Source organism: Bradyrhizobium sp. ORS 111 (genome assembly GCF_045571485.1).
GTDB lineage: Bacteria > Pseudomonadota > Alphaproteobacteria > Rhizobiales > Xanthobacteraceae > Bradyrhizobium.
Genome location: NZ_CP120701.1, coordinates 157,764 through 182,162 on the forward strand (window position 1 = coordinate 157,764; position 24,399 = coordinate 182,162).

A 24,399-nucleotide genomic window follows, 5' to 3' on the forward strand; every position below is an offset into this window, starting at 1 on the left:
TCACGCAGCGTTTCCGGTTGATGGAAGCTTCCGTTGTTCGAGCTCGGCGCACACGTCATCGGTATCGGCGCCGAGTACCGGCACTTTCAGGCCTTCGCCGATATTGCCGCCGTTCCACTCCACGGGGAGCGCGGGCACGCGGAACGGCTTGCCGTCGGCATTGACGTTGCTGACGAGGCCACCGGGGCGCAGCACGTGCGGGTCCTGCAACAGGTCCTCGGGCCGATTGATCGGCGAGAAGCAGATGTTGAGCGCATCGAGCCTCGCCGACAGGTCCGCAACCTTCCAGCGTTTGATCTCCTCGGCAACGCGCGGAATGATCCGGTCGCGGGCCATGATGCGGTCGGTAGTCGTGCGCAGCGTCGGATCCTCGGCAAATTCCTTGAGGCCGAACTCGCGGCAAAAGCTCTGCCAATGACCTTCGGTGACGACGCCGATGAAGATGCGATCGCCCCCCGCGGCATCGAAGATGTCGTAGATCGGCCAGGCATGCTCGCGCTCGGGCATCGAGCGCGGCTTGCGCCCGGTCATCTCATACTCGACCATGTGCTGGGCGACCAGGAACAGGCAGTTCTCGAACAGGCCGATGCGGATGTCCGCGCCGCCTCCGTTGCCGCCGCGCTTCTGGTAGAGCGCGGCGAGGATCGCGATCACGCCGAACATGCCGCCCATGATGTCGTTGGCGGAAGAGCCGACCCGCTGCGGCTTGTCGCGCGTGCCGGTCATCGCCGCGAGCCCCGACATCATCTGCACGACTTCATCCAGCGCTGGGCGATGGTCGTAGGGACCGGACAGAAAGCCCTTGTGGCCTGCAAGGATCAGATGCGGATGCTTCTTGCGCAGCTCGTCGGCGCCGAGCCCCTGCTTCTCGAGCTGGCCGTCACGAAAATTCTCCAGGAACACGTCGGCGCTGGCGAGCAGCCGATCCATGGTCTCGCGGTCTTCAGGCTTCTCGAAGTCGAGAACCACGCTGCGCTTGCCGCGGTTGAACAGCGGGAAGAACGAGACGCCCATGCCGCCAAGGCTGCGGGTCTTGTCGCCGGCCGGCGGCTCGACCTTGATCACCTCGGCGCCGAGCTGGGCCAGGATCATGCCGCAGGTCGGGCCCATCACCATGTGGGTCATCTCGACGACCCTCACGCCGTCCAGCGGCAGCCCGCTTCCTGTCATCGGTTGCTCCGTGCTCGTTTTGGTTACTAAGGGCAAACTAGGCTTCCGCACGCTATCTGAAAAATATAATCTGTCGAATAGTGTATTCGTCCTTCTAGAACGCTCTGGCCCATGGACTCGCGCCAGCTCCGCTATTTCATCGCAGTTTACGAGCAGCGCAACCTGTCGCGGGCGGCGGATCAGGCCAATGTCGCGCAGTCCGCGCTGAGTCATCATATCGCGAACCTTGAGTCCGAATTCGCCACGCCGCTGTTCGAGCGCAAGCCGCGCGGCATGGAACCGACCGCAGCCGGCGAGCGGCTCTACGAGCACGCCCGCATCATCCTCCGCGCGATGGCGGCGGCCGAGCGCGAGATCAAGGAAGGCGGCAGCGAAATCGCCGGCGACATCTCGATCGGCATGGCCAATTCGGGAATGAAGGCGATCGGCGTGCCTCTGATGCGCACCGTGCTGACGAAATATCCGAACCTGAAGCTGTCGCTGACCGAAAGCCTCTCCGGCGCAACGCTGCTGCATCTGATGAGCTCCGAAGTCGATCTCGCGCTGGTCTATAATCCGCCGTCGGACAAGGACCTGATCGCCGAGCCGGTGCTGGAAGAGCAGATGTTCTGCGTCGGCACCGAGAAGCTGGTCGGCAAGAAGGCACCGATCACCTTCGAAGCGGTGGCGCAGTTGCCATTGATCCTGCTCCGGCACGGGCTGTCGGCCCGCGCGCTGCTGGACGATCCCGTGCCGCTGAAGCGGCTGGAGGCCGGTGCAATCCTCCATCTCAACTCGACCAGCGGCATGATCGGCGCCCTGACCGCCGGCTTGGGCTGCACGATCGCGACGACCCACTTCGTGAGCGAGCCGCTGAAGGCAAAGGCGCTGATTGCGCGCGAGGTGATCGAACCGAAGCTGACGCGCACACTCTATCTCTGCCGCCTGCGCAACCGACCGATGACCTATGTCATGGAGGAAATGTGCCGGCTGATCCGCTCCCTGGTCGCCGAGCAGGTGGGGCGCGGTGCCTGGGAGGCGACCCTCCTGATCTGACGCCCATTCGTGTGCCCAGCGCCATCGAAAATCTCGAACGATTACTTCGATATGTTCGTCTGGATTTCTGGCTTCCGGCTGCCAAACATGGCGTCGACGGGCACGCCTTCGCAAGAGAGGCGGCCATTGGATCATTCCGGGAGGACCAGCATGAGCGCCGTCGACGTCGGCTCAGTGACCGATCGTGCCAGCACGACAAGCGAGCCTGACGAGATCTCGCGGCGGCTCGAGGCGCTGCCCGCCTCCGCCTATGTCTGGCGGCTGGTGATCCTGCTGTCGCTCGGCGGCTGCTTCGAAATCTACGATCTATTCTTTACCGGCTACATCGCGCCCGGCCTCAGCCGCAGCGGCTTGATGACCACGACGACCCAGGCCTTCTTCGGCTTCTCCGGCATCGGCGCCTTCGTCGCCGCGACCTTTGCCGGCCTGTTCGTCGGCACCTTCTTCCTCGGCTTCCTCGCCGACCGGTTCGGACGCAAGGCGGTCTTCACCTATTCGCTGCTGTTCTACAGCTTAGCTTCGGTGATCATGGCGTGCCAGACCACGCCCGGCGGCCTGCTGCTGTGGCGCTTCATCGCCGGAATCGGGATCGGCATCGAGGTTATCACCATCGATGCCTACATCACCGAGCTGGTGCCGAGCTGGATGCGCGGCCGCGCTTTTGCGATCAACCAGGCCGTGATGCTGTCGGCGGTGCCGATCGTCGCGGCGCTGTCGTGGTGGCTGGTGCCGCTTACGCCTTACGGCATCGACGGCTGGCGCTGGGTCGTGCTGATCGGCGCCGCCGCAAGCATGGTGATCTGGGTGCTGCGGCTCTATGTGCCGGAAAGCCCGCTCTGGCTGGCCCGCCACGGCCGCGCCGCTGACGCCGACAAGATCATGCAGACGCTCGAGGCCGCCGCAGGCGCAACCGCCGCACCGCTGGCCGCAAGGACTGCGATCGTGCCGGCGCGCGCGCCGATCAAGCCGGCCGGCTTTGCCGAGCTGTTCCGGCCGCCCTATGGCGCGCTGGTCGTGCTGTTCATGATCTTCAATCTATGCCAGGCGTTCGGCGTCTACGGCTTCGCCAACTGGGTGCCTGCGCTGCTGGTCCAGAAGGGCATCACCGTCACCAAGAGCCTGCAGTACTCCTTCATCATCGCCGTCGCCTATCCGCTCGCGCCGCTGCTCGCGGCGACCTTCGCCGATCGCTTCGAGCGCAAGTGGATCATTTGCGGCGCCGCCGCGGCGATCTCGGTGTTCGGGCTCGCGTTTTCGCAACTCACCGAGCCGGCGCTGTTGATCGCTAGCGGCGTGCTGGTGACCGGCGCCAACATGACGCTGTCTTACGCCTATCACGCCTATCAGACCGAGGTGTTCCCGACCGCGATCCGGGCCCGCGCAGCCGGCCTCGTCTATTCGATGAGCCGGCTCAGCGCGACCTTCTCCGGCTTCATCGTGGCTTTCATGCTGCGCGAAGCCGGCGTCGGCGGGGTGTTCGGGCTGATCACCGCGGCAATGGTCATCGTGATCGTCGCGATCGGTGTCTGGGGACCCACGGTGCGCGGCAAGCCGCTCGATGCCTGAAGCTTCGCTCGAAAGTGCCCTAACCGCGACACAGCCGGCACTTGCCGAAGCCTGATTGGGTGTCTACCTCTCGCGAGAACTTCCGGAGAGGTAACCCAGTCATGTTGGACGCCGCCGTCAAGGCGCTTTCGCAGATCCTGTCACCGCCGATGCGCTCGATCTTGTGGCGCTCGATCGGGCTTGCGCTCGTGCTCATCACGGTGCTGGCAATCGGCTTGCAGCGTCTGCTGAGCTGGTTTGCCGACTATGGCGAGGTCTGGGCCGAGGGCATGCTCGGCCCGAACTTCCATTCCACGCTGCACGTGCTGTCCTGGATCATCTCGATCACGGCGGGCCTTGGCGTCGTGCTTGGCGGCATCTTCCTGATGCCCGCGATCACCTCGCTGGTGGCGAGCCTGTTCGTCGACGACGTCGCCGACATCGTCGAGCGCGAACATTATCCGGCCGAGCGTCCGGGTGCGGCATTGCCGTTCGCGCTGGCGATGACCGAAGGCACCAAGACCGCGCTGCTGACGATCCTGGTCTACCTGGTCGCGCTGCCCTTCGTGCTGTTCGCGGGTGCCGGCTTCATCGTGTTCTTCATCGCAACCGCCTGGCTGCTGGGGCGGGAATATTTCGAGCTCGCCGCGATGCGCTTCCGCTCGCCGGCGGAAGCCAAGGCGATGCGTCGCGACCATGCATCGACCATATTTGCCGCGGGCCTGTTCATCGCGGCCTTCGTCTCGATCCCGATCGTCAATCTGGCGACGCCGCTGTTCGGCATGGCTTTCATGGTCCACATGCACAAGCGGCTGTCCGGTTCACGGCCCGAATTGATCGAGCCGGCGCGGCAACGCAACGTGCCCACGGCTTAGGTCACATTGGCTTAGGCCACATTGGCTTAGGTCACATCCGACGGCGCCGCCACCAGCACGGGTGCCGGTTCGCGCGCGAACGGCACCAGCAGAAGTCCCACGATCGCCACGCAGGCAAGCATCGCCCAGGCCTCGTTGACGCTGAGCGCGAGCGATGCCCGCTCGACCAATGGCCGGACGAACGCCACAGCGGCCTCGTCGGGCGGCCCCGGTGGCCGGTCGATCAGCAGATTCGGATCGAGCCCGATCGCCTGCGCCGCCGTGACGTCGCCAGCCAGCAGACGGGCACGAAGCACCTCGCCATGGATCAAGCTTCGGCCGTAAAGAATCGTATCGATCAGGGCGATCCCGATCGCGCCGCCGAGATTACGCATCAGGTTGAACAGCGCGCTGGCATCAGCCACCTCCGCTTCCGGCAGGGCGCCCAGCGCAATGCGCGTCGGCGGCAGCAGACAGAACATGATCCCGACCCCGCGCACGATCTGCGGCCAGAACATCTCGTCGAAATCGGCGGTGCGCGGCTGATGGGCGCTCAAGCCCAAGCCGACCGCGAACAGCGCAAAGCCGGCGGCGGTCAGCATGCGGGCGCCAAGGCGGCCCTCGAGGATCACCGCAAGCGGCGCGGCCACGAGCTGCGCGCTTCCCGTGACCAGCATAATGCTGCCGATCTCGAAGGCATCGTGACGCCGCACGAAGCCGAGAAACACCGGCATCAGATAGGTCGATCCATACAGGCCGATGCCGAGGCAGAAGCTGAGCGCGCAGCCGACCGCGAACGAACGCCGCCCGAACGTCGAGAGCCGCGCGATCGGGTGCGCCGCGCGCAGCGTGCGCCGGATGACGATCGCCATTCCGCTGGCACTTCCGATCAGCAGGCTCACGCAAAGCGACGATATCCAGCCGCGCTGCGGCGCCTCCTTCAGCCCGATCTCGAAGCTTGCGAGCGCGGCTGCGAGCAAGACAAGCGAGCATCTGTCGAGCTTTGCGAGGGCACGCAAATGAGTAACCTCGCGCGGCAGCAGGAACGGCGTAACGGAAGCCGCGATGAGTCCCGGAACGACATTGATCAGGAACAGCCACGGCCACGACCAGGTCTGCGTGATCCAGCCGCCGACGACGGGTCCCAGCGTGGGCGCCAACACCGCGACGGCGCCGCCGATCGTGGTTGCCACCGCATGACACCGCGGCGGGAACAGCATGAACACAGCGGAGAACACCGCCGGGATCAGGACGCCGCCGGAAAATCCCTGCAACACGCGGAAGATCAGCAGCACGGAAAAGCCGCCGCTGAAGGCGCAACCGATCGACGCGATGCAGAACAAACTCACGGCGGTCACGAACAGCCATCGCAGCGACAGCGCTTGCGTCAGTAGCCCCGTCAGCGGGATCGCGATCACCTCCGCGATCAGATAGGCGGTCTGGATCCAGCTCATCGCGGCCGGTGAGATCGCCAGCGCACGCTGCATCGTCGGCAGCGAGGTCGCGACGATCTGGATGTCGAGGATTGCCATGAACATGCCGAGGCACATCAGGAGAAATCCGGCCCAGGTCGCAATCGATGGGCCGTCGGTCCGCTGCGCTGCCCGGCCGCTCACGGGGTGCCCGTGCGCGGCCGGCCGAGAGCGGCAAGCGCGCGCCTCTCGACGCGAATGCGCAGTGCAAGCACTGCGAGGTTGAGGACCGTGAAGATCAGCGCCGTCAGCGGCAGGTGTAACGCGAGCGGAAGCAGCGCGATCTCCCCGATCACGACCGCGTAGTTCGGATGCGAGCAGAACCGGTAGGGCCCCGACGTGACCAGCGGTCTGCCCGGCAGCACAATGATCCGCGTGGTCCAGCGTGATCCGAGTGCGATGAGGATCCACAGCCGCAGACCCTGCAGCACCAGATAGGCCGCAAGCGCCGCCGGATTGACGTCTTGATCGCGGCCCCACACCCACAGCGCGATCAGCCAGGCGGTGTGGAGCGATACGATCAGTGGATAGTGACTTGCGCCGGCTTCGACAGCGCCGCACGCCAGAAGCCGCCGCGTGTTGTAACGCGACAGCATCAGCTCGCCCAGACGCTGCAGCGTGACCAGCGCAAGGATGATCGACGCGACGTTCACGCCGCGTGCCGTAGCGCGACGCAGCTCACGGTGAAACCGGGCCCCAGCGCCGTTAGCAGCGAACGCGGCGGCAAGCCCTTGGCCCAGGCGCGTTCGAGAACGAACAGAACGGTCGGAGCCGACATGTTCCCGCAATCGGCGATGACGTCGCGTTCGTGATCGAGCGTCCCCTGCTCGAGCGCCAGCGCCCGCTCCAGCGCCGCGATGACCTTGGCGCCGCCGGGATGACAAAGGAAGCGATCGATGTCATCGACCGTGAGCTGCATCCGCGCGAGGATTTCGGCAACGGCCGGCCCAAGATGATCGCGGACAAAATCGGGAATGGTACGTTGAAAGACCACGCCGAAGCCTTCCGGATCGACGGTCCACCCCATGATGTCGAGCGTATCCGGCCAGAGCTTTTCGCCGCTCGCCTCGACCCGCGTCGCACCGCCGTCACCAGCGCGCAGCACGATTGCCGCAGCACCGTCGCCGAACAGGCTGGCGGCAACGATGTTCGCCTTGGTGAGCTCGTCGTGCCGGACTGCGAGCGTGCACAGCTCGAGTGAGACCAGCAGAACATTGGCGCCGGGCCGCGCTTCCGCGAGCCGTGCAGCGATCGACAGGCCCGAGACGCCGCCGGCGCAGCCGAGGCCGAACACCGGCACACGCGATACGTCCGCCCGGAGACCGAGCTGACCGGCCACCCGCGCTTCCAGCGTCGGCGTCGCAATCCCGGTCGAGCACACCGTGACGACGACATCGATGTCGCTCCCGGAAAGGTCCGCGCGCGCAATCGCCTTGCGCGCGACATCGACATACAGCGACTCGGCGCCTTCAAGGAAAGCCTGCGTTCGCTCGGGCCAGCCGCGCCGCTCGAGGTACCATTCGATCGGTTTGACCCCGTAGCGACGATGGATGCCGGTATTGGCGAACAGGCTCGAAAGCGTTTCGAATTGCGGATAGCGGTCGGCGAAGAGCTTACGCGCGGCCTGCAAAACCTGCTCCTGATGGAACAGATGCGGCGGAACCGAGGTCGCCACCGACACGAGCGCGGCCGTCTTCGTCATCCCAACTCACCCTGGTTCCGGCCCCCTGCTATGGAACCGCGCGATGAGCGAAATATTTCCAGGCACGCCGGTGACCGGCACACCGGAACCTTCACTATAAGTTGAAGGCTCTGACTAGCCGCGAGCCGAGGCGACCGTGACGCCGCATTTAAGTGCCCCCGCGCCAGGCCTGGCTAAATTGCGGGCCCGAGAGGTCGAACGAGTTACAACCTGGTGATGTCGATCATGCCTCAGACGGTCTTCTCCGGCCACCGGCACAGGTCATTGATCAGGCATACGTCGCAACGCGGCGAGCGCGCGAGGCAGGTGTAGCGGCCATGCAGGATCAGCCAATGATGCGCGTGCAGCATGAACTCCGGCGGGATCACTCGCTCCAGCGCCAGCTCAACCTCGAGCGGGGTTTTGCCGGGCGCCAGCCCCGTGCGATTTCCGACGCGAAACACATGGGTATCGACCGCCATCGTGTGCTCGCCGAATGCCATGTTGAGCACGACGTTCGCGGTCTTGCGGCCGGCGCCGGGTAGCGACTCGATCTCGGCGCGGGTGCGCGGCACCTCGCCACCGAATTCGGCGATCAGCTTCGCGGACAGCGCAATGATGTTCTTCGCCTTGTTGCGATACAGCCCGACGGTCTTGATGTAGTCGCGCACCTTGTCCTCGCCGAGCGCCAGCATCTTCTCGGGCGTATCGGCGACCGCGAACAGCGCTCGTGTCGCCTTGTTGACGCCGGCATCGGTCGCCTGCGCCGACAGCACCACTGCGACCAGGAGCGTGTAGGGATTGAGGTGTTCGAGCTCACCCTTGGGCTCGGGATTGGCTTTACGGAACCGGCTGAAGGCCTCGTAGACTTCCGCTTCGGTCCAGGGCTTCGATTTCGCCGCCGTCTTGGCCGCGCGTTTAGGCAGCGGCTTTGCCGTTTTTGCGGGCTTCTTCCTCGGCTTCTTGGGCGCCGATCGAACGCTCGATGTCTTGGCGCGTTGAGAGCGGATGATTTTGGCCATGACCGCGATATACTGATACGTCATGACTGCAGGCAATGATTTTGATCCCAGGAATGATCTTGAGGCGACCGGCCGAGATGTCGAGCCGACGCTGTTCTCGGCGTTGCTGACACCGCACCGTTCACTCAACCGGACCGGCTTCGCGGTGCTGATGACATCGGTCACCGCGATCAGCTTCGTCGCCGGCGCGGTGTTCTGGTGGATGGGTGCCTGGCCGATCTTCGGCTTCTTCGGCCTCGACGTGCTGGTGATCTATTGGGCGTTCAAGGTCAATTTCCGCACCGCCAAGGCGAGCGAGGAGATCACCGTGACATCATCGGAATTGCGGGTGCGCCGGATCAGCCATCGTGGCCACGTGGTGGAATGGGTGCTCAATCCGCTCTGGGTCCAGTTCGAGCAGAAGTCGCATGAGGAGTTCGGCATCGAACGGCTTTACCTGATCTCCAGAGGCCGCCGGGTGAGCGTTGGGAGCTTTCTGAGTCCGGACGAAAAGGCCAGCTTTTCCAAAGCCTTGATAGCCGCGCTGAACGCCGCGAAGCGAGGCCCGACCTATAATCCCATTCATTAATTGGCTTGTCAGAAATCGGGTGGTTTGGATGCGCCATGGCTCCTAAATTAGAGACCATGATGACACTCGCTATACATGACCAACGCCTGGCCAAGCCGGGCCTCCAGAACGCAGCGCTGCGCGACTATGATTCCGTACGGCGCGCGATCGCGTTCATCTCGGAGCACTGGCGCACGCAGCCGACCATTGAGGCGGTCGCCGATGCCGCCGGTGCCACGCCGGATGAGCTGCATCATTTGTTCCGCCGCTGGGCGGGGCTGACGCCGAAAGCGTTCATGCAGGCGCTGACCCTGGACCACGCCAAGGGCCTGCTGCGCGACTCCGCCAGCGTGCTCGATGCGGCGCTGGACTCCGGCCTTTCGGGGCCGGGCCGGCTGCACGACCTGTTCGTGACTCACGAGGCAATGTCACCCGGTGAATGGAAGAACGGCGGCGCCGGCATGACGCTGCGCTACGGCTTCCACCCCTCGCCGTTCGGCACCGCGATCGTGATCGCAACGGGCCGGGGGCTGGCGGGCCTCGCCTTCGCCGACCCCGGCGACGAGCCGATCGCCTTCGCCGATATGAAGCGGCGCTGGCCGAATGCGACCTATGTCGAGGACACCGACGGCACCACCATGCTGGCGCAGCGCATCTTCGACACGCGGTTGTGGCGGCCGGACCAGCCGCTGCGCGTGGTCCTGATCGGCACCGATTTCGAGGTGCGGGTCTGGGAGACGCTGTTGAAGATCCCGATGGGCCGCGCGGTCAGCTATTCGGACATCGCCAACAAGATCAGCAATCCGAGGGCGTCGCGCGCCGTCGGCGCCGCGGTCGGCCGCAATCCGGTGTCGTTCGTCGTGCCGTGCCATCGCGCACTCGGCAAGAGCGGCGCGCTCACCGGCTATCACTGGGGCGTCACCCGCAAGCAGGCGATGCTGGGTTGGGAGGCCGGGCAGGTCGGATTGCATTGATCCATTGATCTCTGCCGTTCGCCCAGGAAGTAAGGTGGGCAAAGGCGCCGCGCGCCGTGCCCACCATCGCAAGCCGCGCATGAAGTGGTGGGCACGCTGCGCTTTGCCACTCCATGCTGTCGCCACCAACTTCCGGTGACCGCGTCGCTCAGTCGGCCAAATCAACCTTTGACGCCACGGTCGAATCGGCATTGAGCCGGTAGACCACCGGCGCGCCGGTCGCGAGTTCGCGCTTGAGGATCTGCTCGGGCGTCAACTTTTCCAGCACCATGATCAACGCGCGCAGCGAATTGCCGTGGGCAGCAACCAGCGTGCGCTGGCCGCGCAGCACGCCGGGCAGAATCTCCTGCACATAGTAGGGCAAGGCGCGCGCCAATGTATCCTTCAGGCTTTCACCGCCGGGCGGCGGCACGTCGTAGGAGCGGCGCCAGATCAGCACCTGATCCTCGCCCCATTTCTTGCGCGCATCGTCCTTGTTGAGTCCGGAAAGATCGCCGTAGTCGCGTTCGTTGAGCGCGAGATTCCTGGTCGTCGGCAGGCCGGTCTGGCCGATCTCGGCGAGCATCAGCTTCAGCGTGTGCTGGGCACGCGTCAGATCGGAGGTGAAGGCGACGTCGAACGACAGGTCCCGCGCCTTCAGCTTGCGGCCGGCTTCCTTGGCTTCGTTGATGCCCTGCTCGGTGAGGTCAGGATCCTTCCACCCGGTGAAGAGATTCTTCAGGTTCCAATCGCTCTGGCCGTGCCGCACGAGCACAAGAAGACGTTCGCTCATTCCAAGTTTCCGTTGTTGTTGCAGCTTGACTATTCACTCAGGCCGAGCACGTCAGCCATCGAGTACATGCCGGGCTTCTTGCCGTGCGCCCACAGCGCCGCCTTCAACGCGCCCTGTGCGAACAGCGCGCGATCCTCGGCATGATGCGAGAGCGTGATGCGTTCCGACGGGCCGGCAAAGATCACGCTATGATCGCCGGCGACCGTGCCACCGCGCAGCGAGGCAAAGCCGATATCGCCGGCACGCCGAGCGCCGGTCAGGCCATCGCGGCCTCGCGCTGAATGCTGCTCCAACGCGATCTTGCGGCCGGCGGCCGCGGCTTCGCCGAGCATCAAGGCCGTACCCGATGGTGCATCGATCTTGGACTTGTGGTGCATCTCCAGAATTTCGATGTCGTAGGTCTGGTCGAGCGATTGCGCGACGCGCTTGACCAGCGCGGCGAGCAAATTGACGCCCAGGCTCATATTGCCCGACTTCACCACGACGGCGCGATTGGTGACGCTCCTGATCACGGCATCGTCGGATTGCGACAGGCCGGTGGTGCCGATGACGTGAACGAGGCCGCGCTCGGCCGCGATCGCGACATTGGCGATGGTCGCAGCCGGCACTGTGAAATCCAGGATGCCGTCGGCGTTGGCCGACATCGACCACAGATCGGCCGACAGCGCGACGCCGTTGGCCGGCAGGCCGGCCAGCACGCCGGCGTCCTTGCCCAGCAGATCCGAGCCCGGCGCTTCGAGCGCGCCCACCAGAACCGCCCCCGGGGTTTCGGAAATTACCCGCGTCAGCGTGCGGCCCATCCGGCCGCCGGCTCCCGCAACGATCAGACGCATATCAGCCATGGCTCACCTCTGAGGGCCGTATAAAGCATGATCCGGCAAAGTGGAAACCGGTTTTCCCGGCGCGACAAGCGCGGACGCGTTGGCGCCGGGATCATGCTCAACGGAGGCTATCGGAGGCTGTTCCGACCGCTGAATGGGGCGTCCGACACGCGGGAACTACGGCCCGGCGAAACCTTCAATAATGATCAGGTCGGCGATCGAATGCGGTTGCCGTACCTTGATGTTGGCCTGGTATTCCGGCGAATTGTAACAGGCGAGCGCGGTTTCATAGTCGGGGAATTCGATCACGACATTGCGTGAGCGGCTCTGGCCCTCGACGCTGGTGAACTTGCCGCCGCGCACGATGAACTTGCCGCCGAATTTCTGGAAGATGGCCGGGTTGGCGGCCATGTAGGGCTTGTAGCCTTCCTCATTGTGAACGTCGACGCGTCCGATCCAGTAGCCCTTCGCCATTGCTTTCTCCCTTGTGCTGTTCAGGCAAGCGCCTGCGCGATCTCAGCTTGAATGGCCTCTGCGGCGGCCTTGGGGTCGGCAGCTTCCATCACCGGCCGCCCCACCACCAGATAATCGGCGCCGGCGGCAATCGCACGGGCCGGGGTCATGATGCGCTTCTGGTCGCCGGTGGCCGATCCCGCCGGGCGAATTCCCGGCGTCACCAGGTGCATCTGAGAGCCGACGATCTTACGCAAGGCGGCCGCTTCTTCAGGTGAGCTCACCAGACCATCGACGCCAAGCGCCTGCGCCTGCCTGGCGCGCGCTTCGACGAGATCGGAGACGTTGAGGCGATAGCCCGCGGCATGAAGATCATTGTCGTCGTAGGAGGTCAGCACGGTGACGGCGAGGATCTTCAGGCCGGAGCCGGCGCGCGCCTCGACAGCAGCTTTCATGGTCTGCGGATAGGCATGCACGGTGAGGAAGGTTGCGCCGAGGCTCGCGATGCTCTCGACGCCGCGCGCCACGGTGTTGCCGATGTCATGCAGCTTGAGATCGATGAAGACCTTCTTGCCGCGGCTCGATAGCTGCTTGGCCAGCGACAGGCCGCCCGCATAGCCGAGTTGATAGCCGATCTTGTAGAACGTCACGCTGTCGCCGAGCCTGTCGATCATCGCCTCCGCCGCAGCGACGGACGGCAGATCGAGCGCTACAATCAACCGATCTCTCGAAGCGATCTTGGCTGCCTGCATGTCACCTCACATCATCCGTTGGGAATGGTCGATCAACTGCCGCGTCAGCGCCCGCATCGCCTCGATATCGGCGTGGTGCTTCAGACGATCCATGTCGTCATAAGCCTGCTCCGCGAATGACAGGGCAAGCTGGTTTGGAATCACGGTCGCGTGGCACGCCGTGAGGATCAGCCGCAGCGCCGCCAGCGCGCGCGTGCCGCCGAGCCGGTTGCCGGAGGCCGCGGCGATCGCGAAGACGCGGTCGCGGAACACCGCGCCGCGGGCCTCATGCGGGTCCTGCACCCGGCTGACCCAGTCGATCGTGTTCTTCACCAGCGCCGGCACCGAGGAATTATATTCGGGCGTCACGATCAGCACGCCATGATGGGCGCCGATCATGCGCTTGAGGTTGACCGCATTCAGCGGCACGCCAGACTTGGCTTGCAGGTCGCCGTCATAGATCGGCAACGGAAAATCGGCGAGTGAGATGCGGGTGACGTCTGCGCCCAGTTGCACCAGTTCAAGCGCGGCGACCGCTGCCAGCTTGACGTTGAGCGAGCCGGTGCGAAGCGATCCCGGGATCACGAGGATTTTCAGCGCGGACATCTTGAAATCGCAGGTCGGGCGAGCGCCGCGCGACGGCGCAGGTGAGCATTTTCTCTGAAGATGCTCTTAACTAACATTCTGCGCGTATTCCATGCGCAAAACCGGCACCCGCTTTTGCGGAAATACCGTCTCAGCCCTTGCGGTACACCCAGACCCGCGCGGGCGGGATGTTCATCCAGATTCGCTCGGAAGCTTCCGTGGATACGCCCGGCAGCGATTTCGGGATTGGGGGCACGACCGAATAGGTGAACTGAATGAAGGGAGCGCCCGGTGCGAGCGCCACGAAGGCGTCGCGGATCAGCTTCAGGCGGGTCAGCATCGGCTTGGTGACGAGCGGCAGGCCGGAGACCACCGCCGAGGCGGGAGACTTCAGAACCTCCCAGAGCGCGTCGCGTAGCGCGTAGGCATCACCCTGGACAACCTTGGCCTGCGGATAGCGCTCGCGCAGCAATGCGCAGAAGCCCGGATTGTATTCGACCAGTACGAGCCGCTTCTGATCGACACCTTGCTCGATCAGTGCGTTGGTAATCGCACCGGTCCCGGGCCCAAGTTCGACGACCGGTCCTTCGGCATTCGCGTCAACATATTGCGCCATCGTACGGGCCAGCAGCCGCCCCGACGGCATCACCGCGCCCATATGCAGCGGCTTCTCAATCCATGAACGGAGAAAACGGACCTCGTCATCGAGACGGAGGGGCTTCTTCAACGCACGCGCGGACGATTGCAAGGGCATGTCGCTACCAGGCGGGACCGCACAATCGAGCGGTGTCAGAAAACAGTCACAAAGACGTATATGTCGAAGCCGTTACGGTCAAGCACGACGACTACTGCTGGGCGGCGCGGTTTCCGAAGAAGTCCTTGACCTTAGAGAAGAAACCCGCCGCCTCCGGCTGGGTTGCACCGGACGACAGCCTTTCGAACTCGGCCAGCAATTCTTGCTGCTTCTTGGTCAGATTCTGCGGCGTTTCGACCATAACCTGGACATACATGTCGCCGGTTTGGCGCGAGCGCAGCACCGGCATGCCCTTTGATGCGATGCGGAATCGCCGTCCGGACTGCGTGCCGGCCGGCACCTTCACCTTGGTCTTGCTCTTGTCGATGGTCGGTACCTCGAACTCGCCGCCGAGCGCAGCCGTCACCATCGAGATCGGCACGCGACAATGCAGGTCGGCGCCGTCGCGCTGGAAGAACTGGTGGGTGGTGAGGGACAGGAAAATGTAGAGGTCTCCGGGCGGGCCACCGCGGATGCCGGCCTCGCCCTCGCCGGCGAGACGGATGCGCGTGCCGTCCTCGACGCCCGGCGGGATGTTGACCGACAGCGTCCGGTCGCGGGTCACCCGACCAGAGCCGCCGCAGGAGGTGCAGGCGTCCTCGATCATCTGGCCGCGGCCCTGACAGCCGGGGCAAGTCCGCTCCAGTGTGAAGAAGCCCTGCGCCTGCCTGACGCGGCCGGCGCCGCCACAGGTCGAGCAAGTCTTCGGCTTGGTGCCGGCCTTGGCGCCGGTACCCGAGCAGGATTCACAGGTGACGGAGACCGGTATCTCGATCTGCGCGGTCTTGCCCTGGAAAGCTTCCTCGAGCGTGATCTCCATGTTGTAGCGCAGGTCGGCGCCGCGCTCGCGGCCGCCGCCGCGGCGCTGCCCGGCCATGCCGAATAGGTCTTCGAAGATGTCGGAGAAGGAGGAGGCGAAGCCCGCGCCGAAACCGGGACCGCCACCACCGCCCATGCCGTGCTCGAACGCCGCGTGGCCGAAGCGGTCATAGGCGGCGCGCTTCTCGCCGTCCTTCAACACTTCATAGGCTTCGTTGATTTCCTTGAACCGGACTTCGCTCGAGGCATCGCCTGGATTGCGGTCCGGATGCCACTTCATCGCGAGCTTGCGGAAAGCCGCTTTCAGCTTGGTCTCGTCCGCGTTCCGATCGACCTCGAGGGTCTCGTAGTAGCAGCGCTTAGTGGACATCCGTCAGTTCCGTTGGAAGTTCGTCGCCAGGGACCGCGCCTGTCGAAAAAAATGCCGCGATCGGCTTAACGAAAAATGACCCCCACCCCATCGAGACGCTCGGCGTGCTCTTTGGCGTGAGGGTCATCATCTCAAGCCCGCGCGTTAAGCAGACTTCTTGTTGTTCTTGTCGTCGTCGACCTCGGTGAACTCCGCGTCGACGACGTCATCCTTCGCAGCGTCCTTGGCCGCGTCGGCCTCGGCCTGCTGCTTGTACATGGCCTCGCCGAGCTTCATCGAAGCCTGCGCCAGCGTGTTGGTCTTGGCCTTGATCGCCTCGGCGTCATCGCCCTTCAGCGCTTCCTTCAGGTCGCTGACGGCATCCTCGATCGCGCGGCGCTCGGTGTCCGCAATCTTCGAGCCGTGCTCGGCCAAAGCCTTCTCGGTCGAGTGAACCAGGCCATCGGCATGATTCTTGGCGTCGACCGCCTCGCGGCGCTTCTTGTCCTCGGCCGCATTGGCCTCGGCGTCCTTCACCATCTTCTCGATGTCGGCATCGGACAGACCGCCGGACGCCTGGATCCGGATCTGCTGTTCCTTGCCGGTCGCCTTGTCCTTGGCCGAGACGTTGACGATGCCGTTGGCGTCGATGTCGAACGTCACCTCGATCTGCGGCATGCCGCGCGGAGCCGGCGGAATGCCCATCAAGTCGAACTGACCGAGCATCTTGTTGTCGGCCGCCATCTCACGCTCGCCCTGGAAGACCCGGATGGTGACGGCGTTCTGATTATCCTCGGCCGTCGAGAACACCTGGCTCTTCTTGGTCGGGATCGTGGTGTTGCGGTCGATGATGCGGGTGAACACGCCACCCAGCGTCTCGATGCCCAGCGAGAGCGGGGTCACGTCGAGCAGCAGCACGTCCTTGACGTCGCCCTGCAGCACGCCGGCCTGGATCGCAGCGCCGATCGCGACGACTTCGTCGGGGTTGACGCCCTTGTGCGGCTCCTTGCCGAAGAACTGCTTCACGACTTCCTGGATCTTCGGCATGCGGGTCATGCCGCCGACCAGCACCACTTCGCCGACTTCACCGGCGGTGAGACCGGCATCCTTCAGCGCCTTGCGGCACGGCTCGATGGTCTTCTCGACGAGATCGGCCACCAGCGCCTCGAACTTGGCGCGGGTCAGCTTCATCGTCAGATGCTTCGGACCGGTCTGGTCGGCCGTGATGAACGGCAGGTTGATCTCGGTCTGCGTGGTCGACGACAGCTCGATCTTGGCCTTCTCGGCAGCTTCCTTCAGACGCTGCAGGGCCAGCTTGTCGTTGCGCAGGTTGATGCCCTGCTCCTTCTGGAACTCGTCAGCGAGATATCCGACCAGACGCATGTCGAAATCTTCACCGCCGAGGAAGGTGTCACCGTTGGTCGACTTCACCTCGAACACGCCGTCGCCGATCTCGAGGATCGAGACGTCGAAGGTGCCACCACCGAGGTCGTACACCGCGATCGTGCCGGCCTTCGACTTGTCGAGGCCGTAGGCGAGCGCGGCAGCCGTCGGCTCGTTGATGATGCGCAGCACTTCGAGGCCGGCGATCTTGCCGGCGTCCTTGGTGGCCTGACGCTGTGCGTCATTGAAATAAGCAGGAACCGTGATGACGGCCTGATCGACCTTCTGGCCGAGATGCGCCTCAGCGGTCTCCTTCATCTTCTGCAGGATGAAGGCCGAGACCTGCGAGGGCGAATAGGTCTTGCCGTCGGCTTCGACCCAGGCGTCGCCGTTCGATGCCTTGACGATCTTGTAGGGAACGAGCTTCTTGTCCTTCTCGACCATCGGGTCGTCATAGCGGCGGCCGATGAGGCGCTTGACCGCAAAGAACGTACGCTCGGGATTGGTCACCGCCTGGCGCTTCGCCGGCTGGCCGACAAGCCGCTCACCATCATCAGTGAAGGCAACGATCGACGGCGTCGTCCGCATGCCTTCCGCGTTCTCGATCACCTTGGCGCTTTTGCCATCCATTACGGCAACGCACGAATTCGTGGTGCCGAGGTCGATCCCAATGACCTTACCCATGGTTTTCATATCCTTCTTGCTACGGCAGGTTGGTTGGGCCCTGACGGCGCTCCGTACCGAACCCCCAGACGTTCACATACTCGCGATATTGCGACGGTGAGCCTGATATAGGAGAGAGGGTCTGGCCCGCAAGGACTGGACGCAACGTTGAGGCCTGAAAAGACTGACGTTTGAAAGATTGTGTCAGCCCCGTCTTCGCGCTGGTTCAGCATCCAAACATGTTAACAAATCGGCAATGATTGCGAGCGCAACCGACGGTGCCGTGGCGCTCTGCCGGCGGCCCGCGTGTTGAGTGAACGCTCACAACGGGCGGGCGCCGGGCAGCGGGGAGGCGCGCTATTTGGCCGCTGACAGCATGCCGCTCGCGGGGCCTCCCTTCGAGAAGCACCGGGAAAGGCGCAAAAGTGCCCGCTTATCCGGCAAAACAGGTCCGGAATCGGGGCTGTACCGCCGGAATGGCTAGATAGCGACCCTGTTGCAGGGCCATCAAAACCGCTAAAAGCGGGCCGACTGGGTGAGGCCCACCCAGCCCTGCGTCGGAGCCATCGAACGGCCGCCGAGCAAACCGGTAGATCCCCATGACGCCCTTTCGCCTCCTCGCTGCGGTTGCCTTGCTGATCGCTGCCACGTGTTCTGCCTTCGCAGCCGACGCCGTGTTTCCGCCGGGCGCTCATGTCGGAATGAAGCCGCTGGTCGGCCTTGTCCGCGCGAAGACGTTCATCGGTTTCGAGACCGAAGACCAGAGCGTGAGGGTGCTGATCGCGGATCTGCCCGCGGATGCCTATGGCGAGGTGGTCAGCGCTTTCAAGGCCAATCCCGGCGGCAGCGGCGGGATCAAGCCGGAAAGCCTCGAGACGCCGGCCGGGCTCGGCTACTACACGATCGAGAGCGCGCGGGACGGCGCGACCAATGTGCGGCGCTACTCCATGATCCTGCCGGGCCCGACCTTCTCTGGCTATATCGCGGTGCAGGTGCCCGAGAATGCCGCGAAGATCTACACCGACGACGCCATCCGGCAGATGTTCGCGTCCGCCGTGGTCCGCAACGAGGTGCCGGTCGACGAGCAGCTCGGCCTGATGCCGTTCAAGGTCACCCAGCTTGCCGACTTCAAGAACGTCCGCATGGTGGCGCCGGGCGCGGCGCTGATCCTGGCCGACGGCGACGAGAAGAGCGGGTTCGAGGCCAAGCCCTTCATGATCCTTGGCGTCGTCGCCTCGACCGCAGCCTCGCCCGACGATCGCGGCCGTTTCGCCCGACAGGTCGCCACCACGATCCCCGGCGTCCGCGACGGGCGCATCACGATGTCCGAGCCGATCCGGATCGACGGCCAGCCGGGCTACGAGACACGCATCGACGCCACCAGCGGCAAGGACAATACGCCGGTGACCATCGTGCAGTGGCTGCGGTTCGGTTCGCAGTCGTCCGTGCGCATCATCGGCAGCTCGCCGCGGACGGACTGGGGGACGGCGTTCCCGCGCTTCCGCGCGGTGCGCGACGGCATTGAGCCGCGCGGCTGATCGCGCTCCTCCCAAGACGCGCCGAAGAAAATCGGACTTTCGCCGGCAGGCAGACGGAACTAGCCTCCCCGTGCGGTTTCACGCGAGCGGGGAGAGGAACGATGTTGGATCGACGGCGGCTGGTTGCAGGTCTCGGCGCGGCGGCCCTGGCAACCCTGGTTCCAGGCCGGCTTTGGGCAGCGGCGATCCGGCCCGATGATGCCTCGGCGCTGCTGGTAATTGACGTCCAGAACTGCTTCCTGCCCGGCGGCAGCCTTGCGGTGAAGGACGGCGAGCAGGTGGTGCCGGTGATCAACAGGATCGCCAAGAACTTCGTCAACGTGGTGATGACCCAGGACTGGCACACGCCGGGGCACGTCTCCTTCGCGTCAACCCATTCCGGCAAGAAGCCATTCGAGATGATCGACCTTGCCTATGGCAAGCAGGTGCTGTGGCCGGATCATTGCGTGCAGGGCACCGATGGCGCCGCACTGTCGAAGGATCTCGCAATCCCGCAGGCCGAGCTGATCATCCGCAAGGGCTTCCACAAGGATGTCGACAGCTACTCCGCCTTCACCGAGGCCGACGGCAAGACGACTACCGGGCTTGCCGCCTATCTGAAGGCGCGTAGCGTCAGCCGCGTGTTCGTGGCTGGCCTCGCCACGGATTTCTGCGTGGCCTGGACTGCGCTCGACGCCCGCAAGGCGGGCTTCGAAACCTATGTGGTGGAGGACGCCTGCCGCGGCATCGACACCCAGGGCTCGCTCGCCAAGGCGTGGTCCGACATGGACAAAGCCGGCGTCAAGCGCATCCAGTCAGCCGACATCGCGTAGGATTTTCCGGGCGAGGACCGCATGGCCGGTAGCACGGCGCCCATCGCATTCGACTTCGCCCGGCGGTCGCCGTCGCCGCACATGGCAAGCCTGATTGTCGGAATGACGGGTTATCGCGAGACAGCGGCGGGCCGGATTTCGCAGCGCCAGACCGCCCCGCTCATCGTTCCGCTGATTATCAGTTTCGGCACGCCGTTCCTGATCGGGCTCGCGCGCGAGCCCGACGCATCCGACCGACAGCTCAGCTTCGCCGCCGGCTTGCACGCAGGCCCTGTCTACATCGAGTCCGACGGGCGGGCCGAATGCGTGCAGGTGGATTTCACGCCGCTCGGTGCCTATCGCTTCTTCGGCGGCGCCGTCGCCGACCTCGCCGGGCGCATGGTCGATATCGGCGACGTGCTCGGCCATGAGGGGCGAAGGCTGCGCGAGCAGCTCGGCAGCACGACCTGCTGGCAGCGACGCTTCGACCTGATCGAGGGCTTCGTGCTTCGCTGCGCCGGCCACATGCCGTCGGCGGAGATCGTGTTCGCCTATCGGAGGCTGGCGCGGTCGGCCGGCACCATCGGGATCACGACGCTTGCCGCGGAGATCGGCTGGAGCCGCAAACACTTCATCGACCGGTTTCGATCCGAGATCGGCCTCGCACCCAAATCGCTGGCGCGCATGATGCGCTTTCACCGGGCCTGCAATCTCGCGCAAGACGGAACGGTCCGAGGCTGGGCAGGAATCGCGGCGGAAAGCGGCTACGCCGACCAGTCCCATCTCGTCCGCGAATTCGTCGAATTCGCCGGGGAACCGCCGACGGCCTGGGTGCGCCGCCTGGCGCTAACCGACGGCCGGTTGGCCCGATCCGGTGACCTGCTGATCGACGGGTAACAAACCTTCAAGCCGGCGCGGCCTCGCCTGGCGCATACTGGCGCCATCAGGCGAACAATGAAGGAGACCACAGCTATGAGCGACATCGAACCGCCCCGGATTTTCTCGACGCTGCGCTGCAGGGATGCTGAGGCAATGATCGACTGGCTGAAGGCGGTGTTCGGGTTCACCGAGCATGTCGTCTATCGCAAGGACGGCGTGGTCCAGCACGCCGAGCTCGCGTACGGCTCGTCCTTGCTGATGCTCGGCCAGAGCCGTGATGACGCCTACGGCAAGCTGGTCGGTGACATGAGCGGCCGCCGCACCGACTCGATCTACGTCGCGGTCAACGATCCGGACGCCCTGCACGCCAAGGCCAGGGCGGCCGGCGCAAAGATCGAGATGGAGCTGCACGACACCGACTATGGCAGCCGCGATTTTGCCTGCCGCGACCTGGAAGGAAATCTCTGGAGCTTCGGCACCTACTGGCCGAAGGCCCATGAGAAACCGCCGGCATGACGTGGCGGCGACCACGAGCTACACCGCTAGAGCGCAATGAAGTTAGTTCGAATCGGTTTTAGCCGCGCGCTCGCTTCACCTCTCCCCAACGGGGGAGAGGTCGATTTGCGAAAGCAAATCGGGTGAGGGGCTGCGGTGCTAACGAAAGACCGTAATCCCTCATCCGGCGCTGCGCCGTAGCCGAAGCCGCGCTTCGGCGTTCTCCTAAGGACGGCCGCCGAAGGCGGCCTATGCCTCTCCCAAGGGAGAGGTGAAGCACCGCCGCCGCTCCAGCTCAACCTGATCTCATCAAGCTTTAGCGTCCGTCCCACGGTCGGACGATTAGGCCGTGAAATCGGCGGCCGGGGCGGCCTTGGCGCCGCCCTTGGAGACACCGACCAGCGCCGGGCGCAGCACGCGCTCGCCGATCATGTAGCCGGCCTGCACGACCTGAACCACGGTACCTGACGGCACCGACGCGTCGGGCACTTCGAACATCGCTTGCTGGAAATTCGGATCGAATTTCTCCCCGATCGGATCGAATTTCTTCACGCCGTTCTTTTCCAGCGCGCTGAGCAGCGAGCGCTCGGTCAATTCGACGCCTTCGATCAGCGCTTTCAGGCCGGGATCGGCGGCTTCCTTGGCCTCGGCCGGAACGGCGTCGAGCGCGCGCTGCAGATTGTCGGCGATCTCGAGCACATCGCGGGCAAAGCCGGTAATGCCGTAGGTCTTGGCATCGGCGACCTCGCGGCGGGTGCGCTGACGGAGGTTCTCCATCTCCGCCAACGTGCGCAGCGTCTTGTCGCGCGCCTCCACCAGTTCCTTGGCCAGGGCCTCGGCCGACCCGACCTCGGGATCATCAGGCATGACGTAGGGCTTGGAGACCACAGGCTCACCCGTCGGCGCCGGATTGTCGGTATTGTCATTCGTCCGGTTCGGATCGGTCATGGCTTGCCTTCTCGAAAACTCGCGTCGGTTCAAATCTTGGGGATTGGTCAGGCGGGATATCGTGCTTTGGCGGCGAAAATCAAGCGGTCCCTCCGGCTTCGGTCAGCCGCCGAGGATCTTGCTCACGATGCGCGCGGCGTAATCGACCGTCGGGATCACCCTGGCATAATTCAGCCGCGTCGGTCCGATCACGCCGAGAACGCCGACAACCCGGCCCTGGGCATCGCTGTAAGGCGCCATGATGGTTGAGGAACCCGACAACGAGAACAGCTTGTTCTCCGAACCGATGAAGATCCGCACCCCCTCTCCGCGTTCGGCGCGGCCGAGCAAATCAATCACGCCGCGCTTGGTCTCGAGGTCGTCGAACAACGACTTGATGCGCTCGAGATCGTCGAGCGCATGCAGATTCTCGAGCAAATTGGCATGGCCGCGCACGATGAGCTGCCGATCCTCGTGCTCGCCGCCGGACCAGCTCGCGATTCCGGCCGCGACGACCTTCTGGGTGAGCTGGTCCAGTTCGGCCCGGCTCTGCGTCAACGCGGTCTCGAGCTCGAGGCGCGCTTCGGCCAGTGTGCGGCCCCGAATCCGTGCATTGAGGAAATTGCTCGCTTCGGTCAGCGCCGAAGAGGGAACACCTGGCGGCAGCGCCAGAACGCGATTTTCGACCTGACCGTCTTCGCCGACCAGCACGACCAACGCCTTCTCCGGCTCCAGCCGGACGAATTCGATGTGCTTCAGCCGCGCATTCGATTTCGGCGTCAGCACCACCGCCGCGGCGCGGGTCAGGCCCGACAGCCGCATCAGTGCTTCCTCGAGCGCAGCCTCGACCGTTTGCGCGCGACCGACCGAGGCAAGCTGGGTTCGGATCGACTGGCGCTCGTCCTCGGTGAGATCGCCGACCTGCATCAAGGCGTCGACAAAAAAGCGCAGACCGAGCTCGGTCGGCAGCCGGCCGGCGGAGGTATGCGGGGCATAGATCAGGCCAAGCTGCTCGAGGTCCGACATCACGTTGCGGACCGACGCCGGCGACAGCGGCAAGGCGATCAGGCGCGAGATGTTGCGCGAGCCGACCGGCTCGCCGGTCGCCAGATAGCTCTCGACGATTTGACGAAAAATGTCGCGCGAACGCTCGTTGAGCTGAGCCAGCCCCGCATGCGGTGCGATCAAGCCTATCGGATCGTGATGAGCCACACTCCAGTCCCTCACATTACCCCTAATTTGTCGATCCAGGAGGCCGGTGACAAGCATGCATTCGGCCCCAACAACCAGGCACCCACCGGGGGCCGAAAACCCTTGCCGCTGCCCGTTCCCCCTCCTACAAGCACGGCCAGCCACTTCTCTCGGATTTTTGGAGGACTTCATGCGGCCAAGCCGCCGTGCGCCCGATGAACTGCGTCCCGTGTCGCTGGAACGCGGCGTCGTCAAATACGCCGAGGGTTCCTGCATGGTGAAGTTCGGCGACACCCATGTGCTGGTGACGGCGACGCTGGAGGAACGGCTGCCACCCTGGCTGAAGGGTCAGGGCCGCGGCTGGGTCACGGCCGAATATGGCATGCTGCCGCGCGCCACCCTGGAGCGCACCCGACGCGAGGCCTCCGCCGGCAAGCAAGGCGGCCGCACGGTTGAAATCCAGCGGCTGATCGGCCGCTCGCTGCGCGCAGCCATCGATCTCGAAGCATTGGGCGAGCGCCAGATCACCGTCGATTGCGACGTGATCCAGGCCGATGGCGGCACCCGCACGGCCTCGATCACCGGCGCCTGGGTCGCGCTGGCCGACTGCATCAACTGGATGAAGACCCGCAACATGCTGAAGACCAACGTGCTGCGCGACAATGTGGCGGCGATCTCCTGCGGCATCTACCAGGGCACACCGGTGCTCGATCTCGATTATGCCGAGGATTCCGAAGCCGAGACCGACGCCAATTTCGTCATGACCGGCGATGGCCGCATCATCGAGGTGCAGGGCACGGCCGAGAAGACGCCGTTCTCGCAGGACGAATTCCTGGCGCTGATGGCACTGGCGCGCAAAGGTGTCGCGCGTCTGGTCGACTTGCAAAAGATCGCGGTGGCGTAGTCAGA

Annotated in this window: 25 protein-coding genes; 10 read left to right on the plus strand and 15 right to left on the minus strand. The window is 64.6% G+C overall.

Annotated features, from left to right (window positions below; all coding sequences use genetic code 11):
* On the minus strand, window positions 1–1,170 hold the full coding sequence (locus tag P6U30_RS00710) for a CaiB/BaiF CoA transferase family protein (RefSeq protein ID WP_407170647.1): 1,170 nt from the start codon (window positions 1,168–1,170) through the stop codon (window positions 1–3).
* A gap of 111 nt (window positions 1,171–1,281) precedes the next feature.
* On the opposite strand from P6U30_RS00710, the gene P6U30_RS00715 reads away from it, so the two are divergent.
* The 3 genes from P6U30_RS00715 to P6U30_RS00725 all read left to right on the plus strand — a co-directional run bounded on the left by P6U30_RS00715 (window position 1,282) and on the right by P6U30_RS00725 (window position 4,625).
* Window positions 1,282–2,205 (plus strand): LysR family transcriptional regulator, encoded by a 924-nt coding sequence (locus tag P6U30_RS00715; protein ID WP_407167676.1) that lies wholly within the window; start codon window positions 1,282–1,284, stop codon window positions 2,203–2,205.
* Window positions 2,206–2,355: 150 nt separating this feature from the next.
* On the plus strand, window positions 2,356–3,771 hold the full coding sequence (locus P6U30_RS00720; RefSeq protein ID WP_407167677.1) for an MFS transporter: 1,416 nt from the start codon (window positions 2,356–2,358) through the stop codon (window positions 3,769–3,771).
* A 101-nt stretch (window positions 3,772–3,872) separates the two neighbouring features.
* Window positions 3,873–4,625 carry a sulfate transporter family protein gene (locus tag P6U30_RS00725; RefSeq protein WP_407167678.1) on the plus strand — a complete coding sequence of 251 codons (753 nt, stop codon included), beginning with the start codon at window positions 3,873–3,875 and terminating at the stop codon, window positions 4,623–4,625.
* Window positions 4,626–4,651: 26 nt separating this feature from the next.
* On the opposite strand, the gene P6U30_RS00730 is transcribed toward P6U30_RS00725, so the two are convergent.
* The 4 genes from P6U30_RS00730 to nth all read right to left on the minus strand — a co-directional run bounded on the left by P6U30_RS00730 (window position 4,652) and on the right by nth (window position 8,779).
* Window positions 4,652–6,154: a DHA2 family efflux MFS transporter permease subunit gene (locus P6U30_RS00730; RefSeq protein WP_407170648.1), complete on the minus strand. Its 1,503-nt coding sequence runs from the start codon at window positions 6,152–6,154 to the stop codon at window positions 4,652–4,654.
* A 62-nt stretch (window positions 6,155–6,216) separates the two neighbouring features.
* Window positions 6,217–6,729 carry an isoprenylcysteine carboxyl methyltransferase family protein gene (locus tag P6U30_RS00735; RefSeq protein WP_407167679.1) on the minus strand — a complete coding sequence of 171 codons (513 nt, stop codon included), beginning with the start codon at window positions 6,727–6,729 and terminating at the stop codon, window positions 6,217–6,219.
* Window positions 6,726–7,778: a type III polyketide synthase gene (locus P6U30_RS00740; protein WP_407167680.1), complete on the minus strand. Its 1,053-nt coding sequence runs from the start codon at window positions 7,776–7,778 to the stop codon at window positions 6,726–6,728. Before P6U30_RS00740 ends, P6U30_RS00735 begins: the two co-directional genes overlap by 4 nt.
* Before the next feature lie 230 nt (window positions 7,779–8,008).
* The gene (gene nth, locus P6U30_RS00745) at window positions 8,009–8,779 is read right to left on the minus strand and encodes an endonuclease III (RefSeq protein WP_407167681.1); all 771 of its coding nucleotides are present in this window, start codon (window positions 8,777–8,779) and stop codon (window positions 8,009–8,011) included.
* A gap of 22 nt (window positions 8,780–8,801) precedes the next feature.
* On the opposite strand from nth, the gene P6U30_RS00750 reads away from it, so the two are divergent.
* Window positions 8,802–9,347, plus strand: coding sequence for a DUF2244 domain-containing protein (locus P6U30_RS00750; protein WP_407167682.1), 546 nt, complete (start codon window positions 8,802–8,804; stop codon window positions 9,345–9,347).
* 56 nt (window positions 9,348–9,403) lie between these two features.
* Window positions 9,404–10,300 (plus strand): methylated-DNA--[protein]-cysteine S-methyltransferase, encoded by an 897-nt coding sequence (locus tag P6U30_RS00755; RefSeq protein WP_407170649.1) that lies wholly within the window; start codon window positions 9,404–9,406, stop codon window positions 10,298–10,300.
* 148 nt (window positions 10,301–10,448) lie between these two features.
* Here P6U30_RS00755 and P6U30_RS00760 read toward each other — a convergent pair whose 3' ends face one another.
* The 8 genes from P6U30_RS00760 to dnaK all read right to left on the minus strand — a co-directional run bounded on the left by P6U30_RS00760 (window position 10,449) and on the right by dnaK (window position 17,690).
* On the minus strand, window positions 10,449–11,072 hold the full coding sequence (locus tag P6U30_RS00760; protein WP_407149537.1) for a 2,3-bisphosphoglycerate-dependent phosphoglycerate mutase: 624 nt from the start codon (window positions 11,070–11,072) through the stop codon (window positions 10,449–10,451).
* Between the two features lie 29 nt (window positions 11,073–11,101).
* Window positions 11,102–11,914 (minus strand): 4-hydroxy-tetrahydrodipicolinate reductase, encoded by an 813-nt coding sequence (gene dapB / locus P6U30_RS00765; RefSeq protein ID WP_407167683.1) that lies wholly within the window; start codon window positions 11,912–11,914, stop codon window positions 11,102–11,104.
* 156 nt (window positions 11,915–12,070) lie between these two features.
* Entirely contained in the window at window positions 12,071–12,367 is a 297-nt protein-coding gene (locus tag P6U30_RS00770; protein WP_407167684.1) for a DUF1330 domain-containing protein, read from the minus strand.
* Between the two features lie 20 nt (window positions 12,368–12,387).
* The gene (gene pyrF / locus P6U30_RS00775) at window positions 12,388–13,098 is read right to left on the minus strand and encodes an orotidine-5'-phosphate decarboxylase (RefSeq protein WP_407167685.1); all 711 of its coding nucleotides are present in this window, start codon (window positions 13,096–13,098) and stop codon (window positions 12,388–12,390) included.
* A gap of 6 nt (window positions 13,099–13,104) precedes the next feature.
* Window positions 13,105–13,683 carry an NADPH-dependent FMN reductase gene (locus P6U30_RS00780; RefSeq protein ID WP_407167686.1) on the minus strand — a complete coding sequence of 193 codons (579 nt, stop codon included), beginning with the start codon at window positions 13,681–13,683 and terminating at the stop codon, window positions 13,105–13,107.
* Window positions 13,684–13,813: 130 nt separating this feature from the next.
* Window positions 13,814–14,416: a class I SAM-dependent methyltransferase gene (locus P6U30_RS00785; protein WP_407167687.1), complete on the minus strand. Its 603-nt coding sequence runs from the start codon at window positions 14,414–14,416 to the stop codon at window positions 13,814–13,816.
* Window positions 14,417–14,507: 91 nt separating this feature from the next.
* Window positions 14,508–15,644: a molecular chaperone DnaJ gene (gene dnaJ, locus P6U30_RS00790; protein ID WP_407167688.1), complete on the minus strand. Its 1,137-nt coding sequence runs from the start codon at window positions 15,642–15,644 to the stop codon at window positions 14,508–14,510.
* Window positions 15,645–15,788: 144 nt separating this feature from the next.
* Window positions 15,789–17,690, minus strand: coding sequence for a molecular chaperone DnaK (gene dnaK, locus P6U30_RS00795; RefSeq protein ID WP_407167689.1), 1,902 nt, complete (start codon window positions 17,688–17,690; stop codon window positions 15,789–15,791).
* Between the two features lie 578 nt (window positions 17,691–18,268).
* On the opposite strand from dnaK, the gene P6U30_RS00800 reads away from it, so the two are divergent.
* From P6U30_RS00800 to P6U30_RS00815, 4 genes are all read left to right on the plus strand, one after another.
* Entirely contained in the window at window positions 18,269–19,207 is a 939-nt protein-coding gene (locus tag P6U30_RS00800) for a hypothetical protein (RefSeq protein WP_407167690.1), read from the plus strand.
* A 101-nt stretch (window positions 19,208–19,308) separates the two neighbouring features.
* Entirely contained in the window at window positions 19,309–20,019 is a 711-nt protein-coding gene (gene pncA, locus P6U30_RS00805; RefSeq protein WP_407167691.1) for a bifunctional nicotinamidase/pyrazinamidase, read from the plus strand.
* Between the two features lie 21 nt (window positions 20,020–20,040).
* Window positions 20,041–20,895: a helix-turn-helix domain-containing protein gene (locus tag P6U30_RS00810; protein ID WP_407167692.1), complete on the plus strand. Its 855-nt coding sequence runs from the start codon at window positions 20,041–20,043 to the stop codon at window positions 20,893–20,895.
* A 75-nt stretch (window positions 20,896–20,970) separates the two neighbouring features.
* Window positions 20,971–21,393: a VOC family protein gene (locus P6U30_RS00815; protein ID WP_407167693.1), complete on the plus strand. Its 423-nt coding sequence runs from the start codon at window positions 20,971–20,973 to the stop codon at window positions 21,391–21,393.
* A 321-nt stretch (window positions 21,394–21,714) separates the two neighbouring features.
* Here P6U30_RS00815 and grpE read toward each other — a convergent pair whose 3' ends face one another.
* On the minus strand, window positions 21,715–22,320 hold the full coding sequence (gene grpE / locus P6U30_RS00820; protein ID WP_407167694.1) for a nucleotide exchange factor GrpE: 606 nt from the start codon (window positions 22,318–22,320) through the stop codon (window positions 21,715–21,717).
* 102 nt (window positions 22,321–22,422) lie between these two features.
* A complete protein-coding gene (gene hrcA, locus P6U30_RS00825; RefSeq protein ID WP_407152717.1) occupies window positions 22,423–23,511 on the minus strand; it encodes a heat-inducible transcriptional repressor HrcA in 1,089 nt (362 codons plus the stop codon).
* 169 nt (window positions 23,512–23,680) lie between these two features.
* Here hrcA and rph point away from each other — a divergent pair, with 169 nt between their 5' ends.
* Window positions 23,681–24,394 (plus strand): ribonuclease PH, encoded by a 714-nt coding sequence (rph, locus tag P6U30_RS00830; protein WP_407149547.1) that lies wholly within the window; start codon window positions 23,681–23,683, stop codon window positions 24,392–24,394.
* Window positions 24,395–24,399 lie beyond the last annotated feature (5 nt).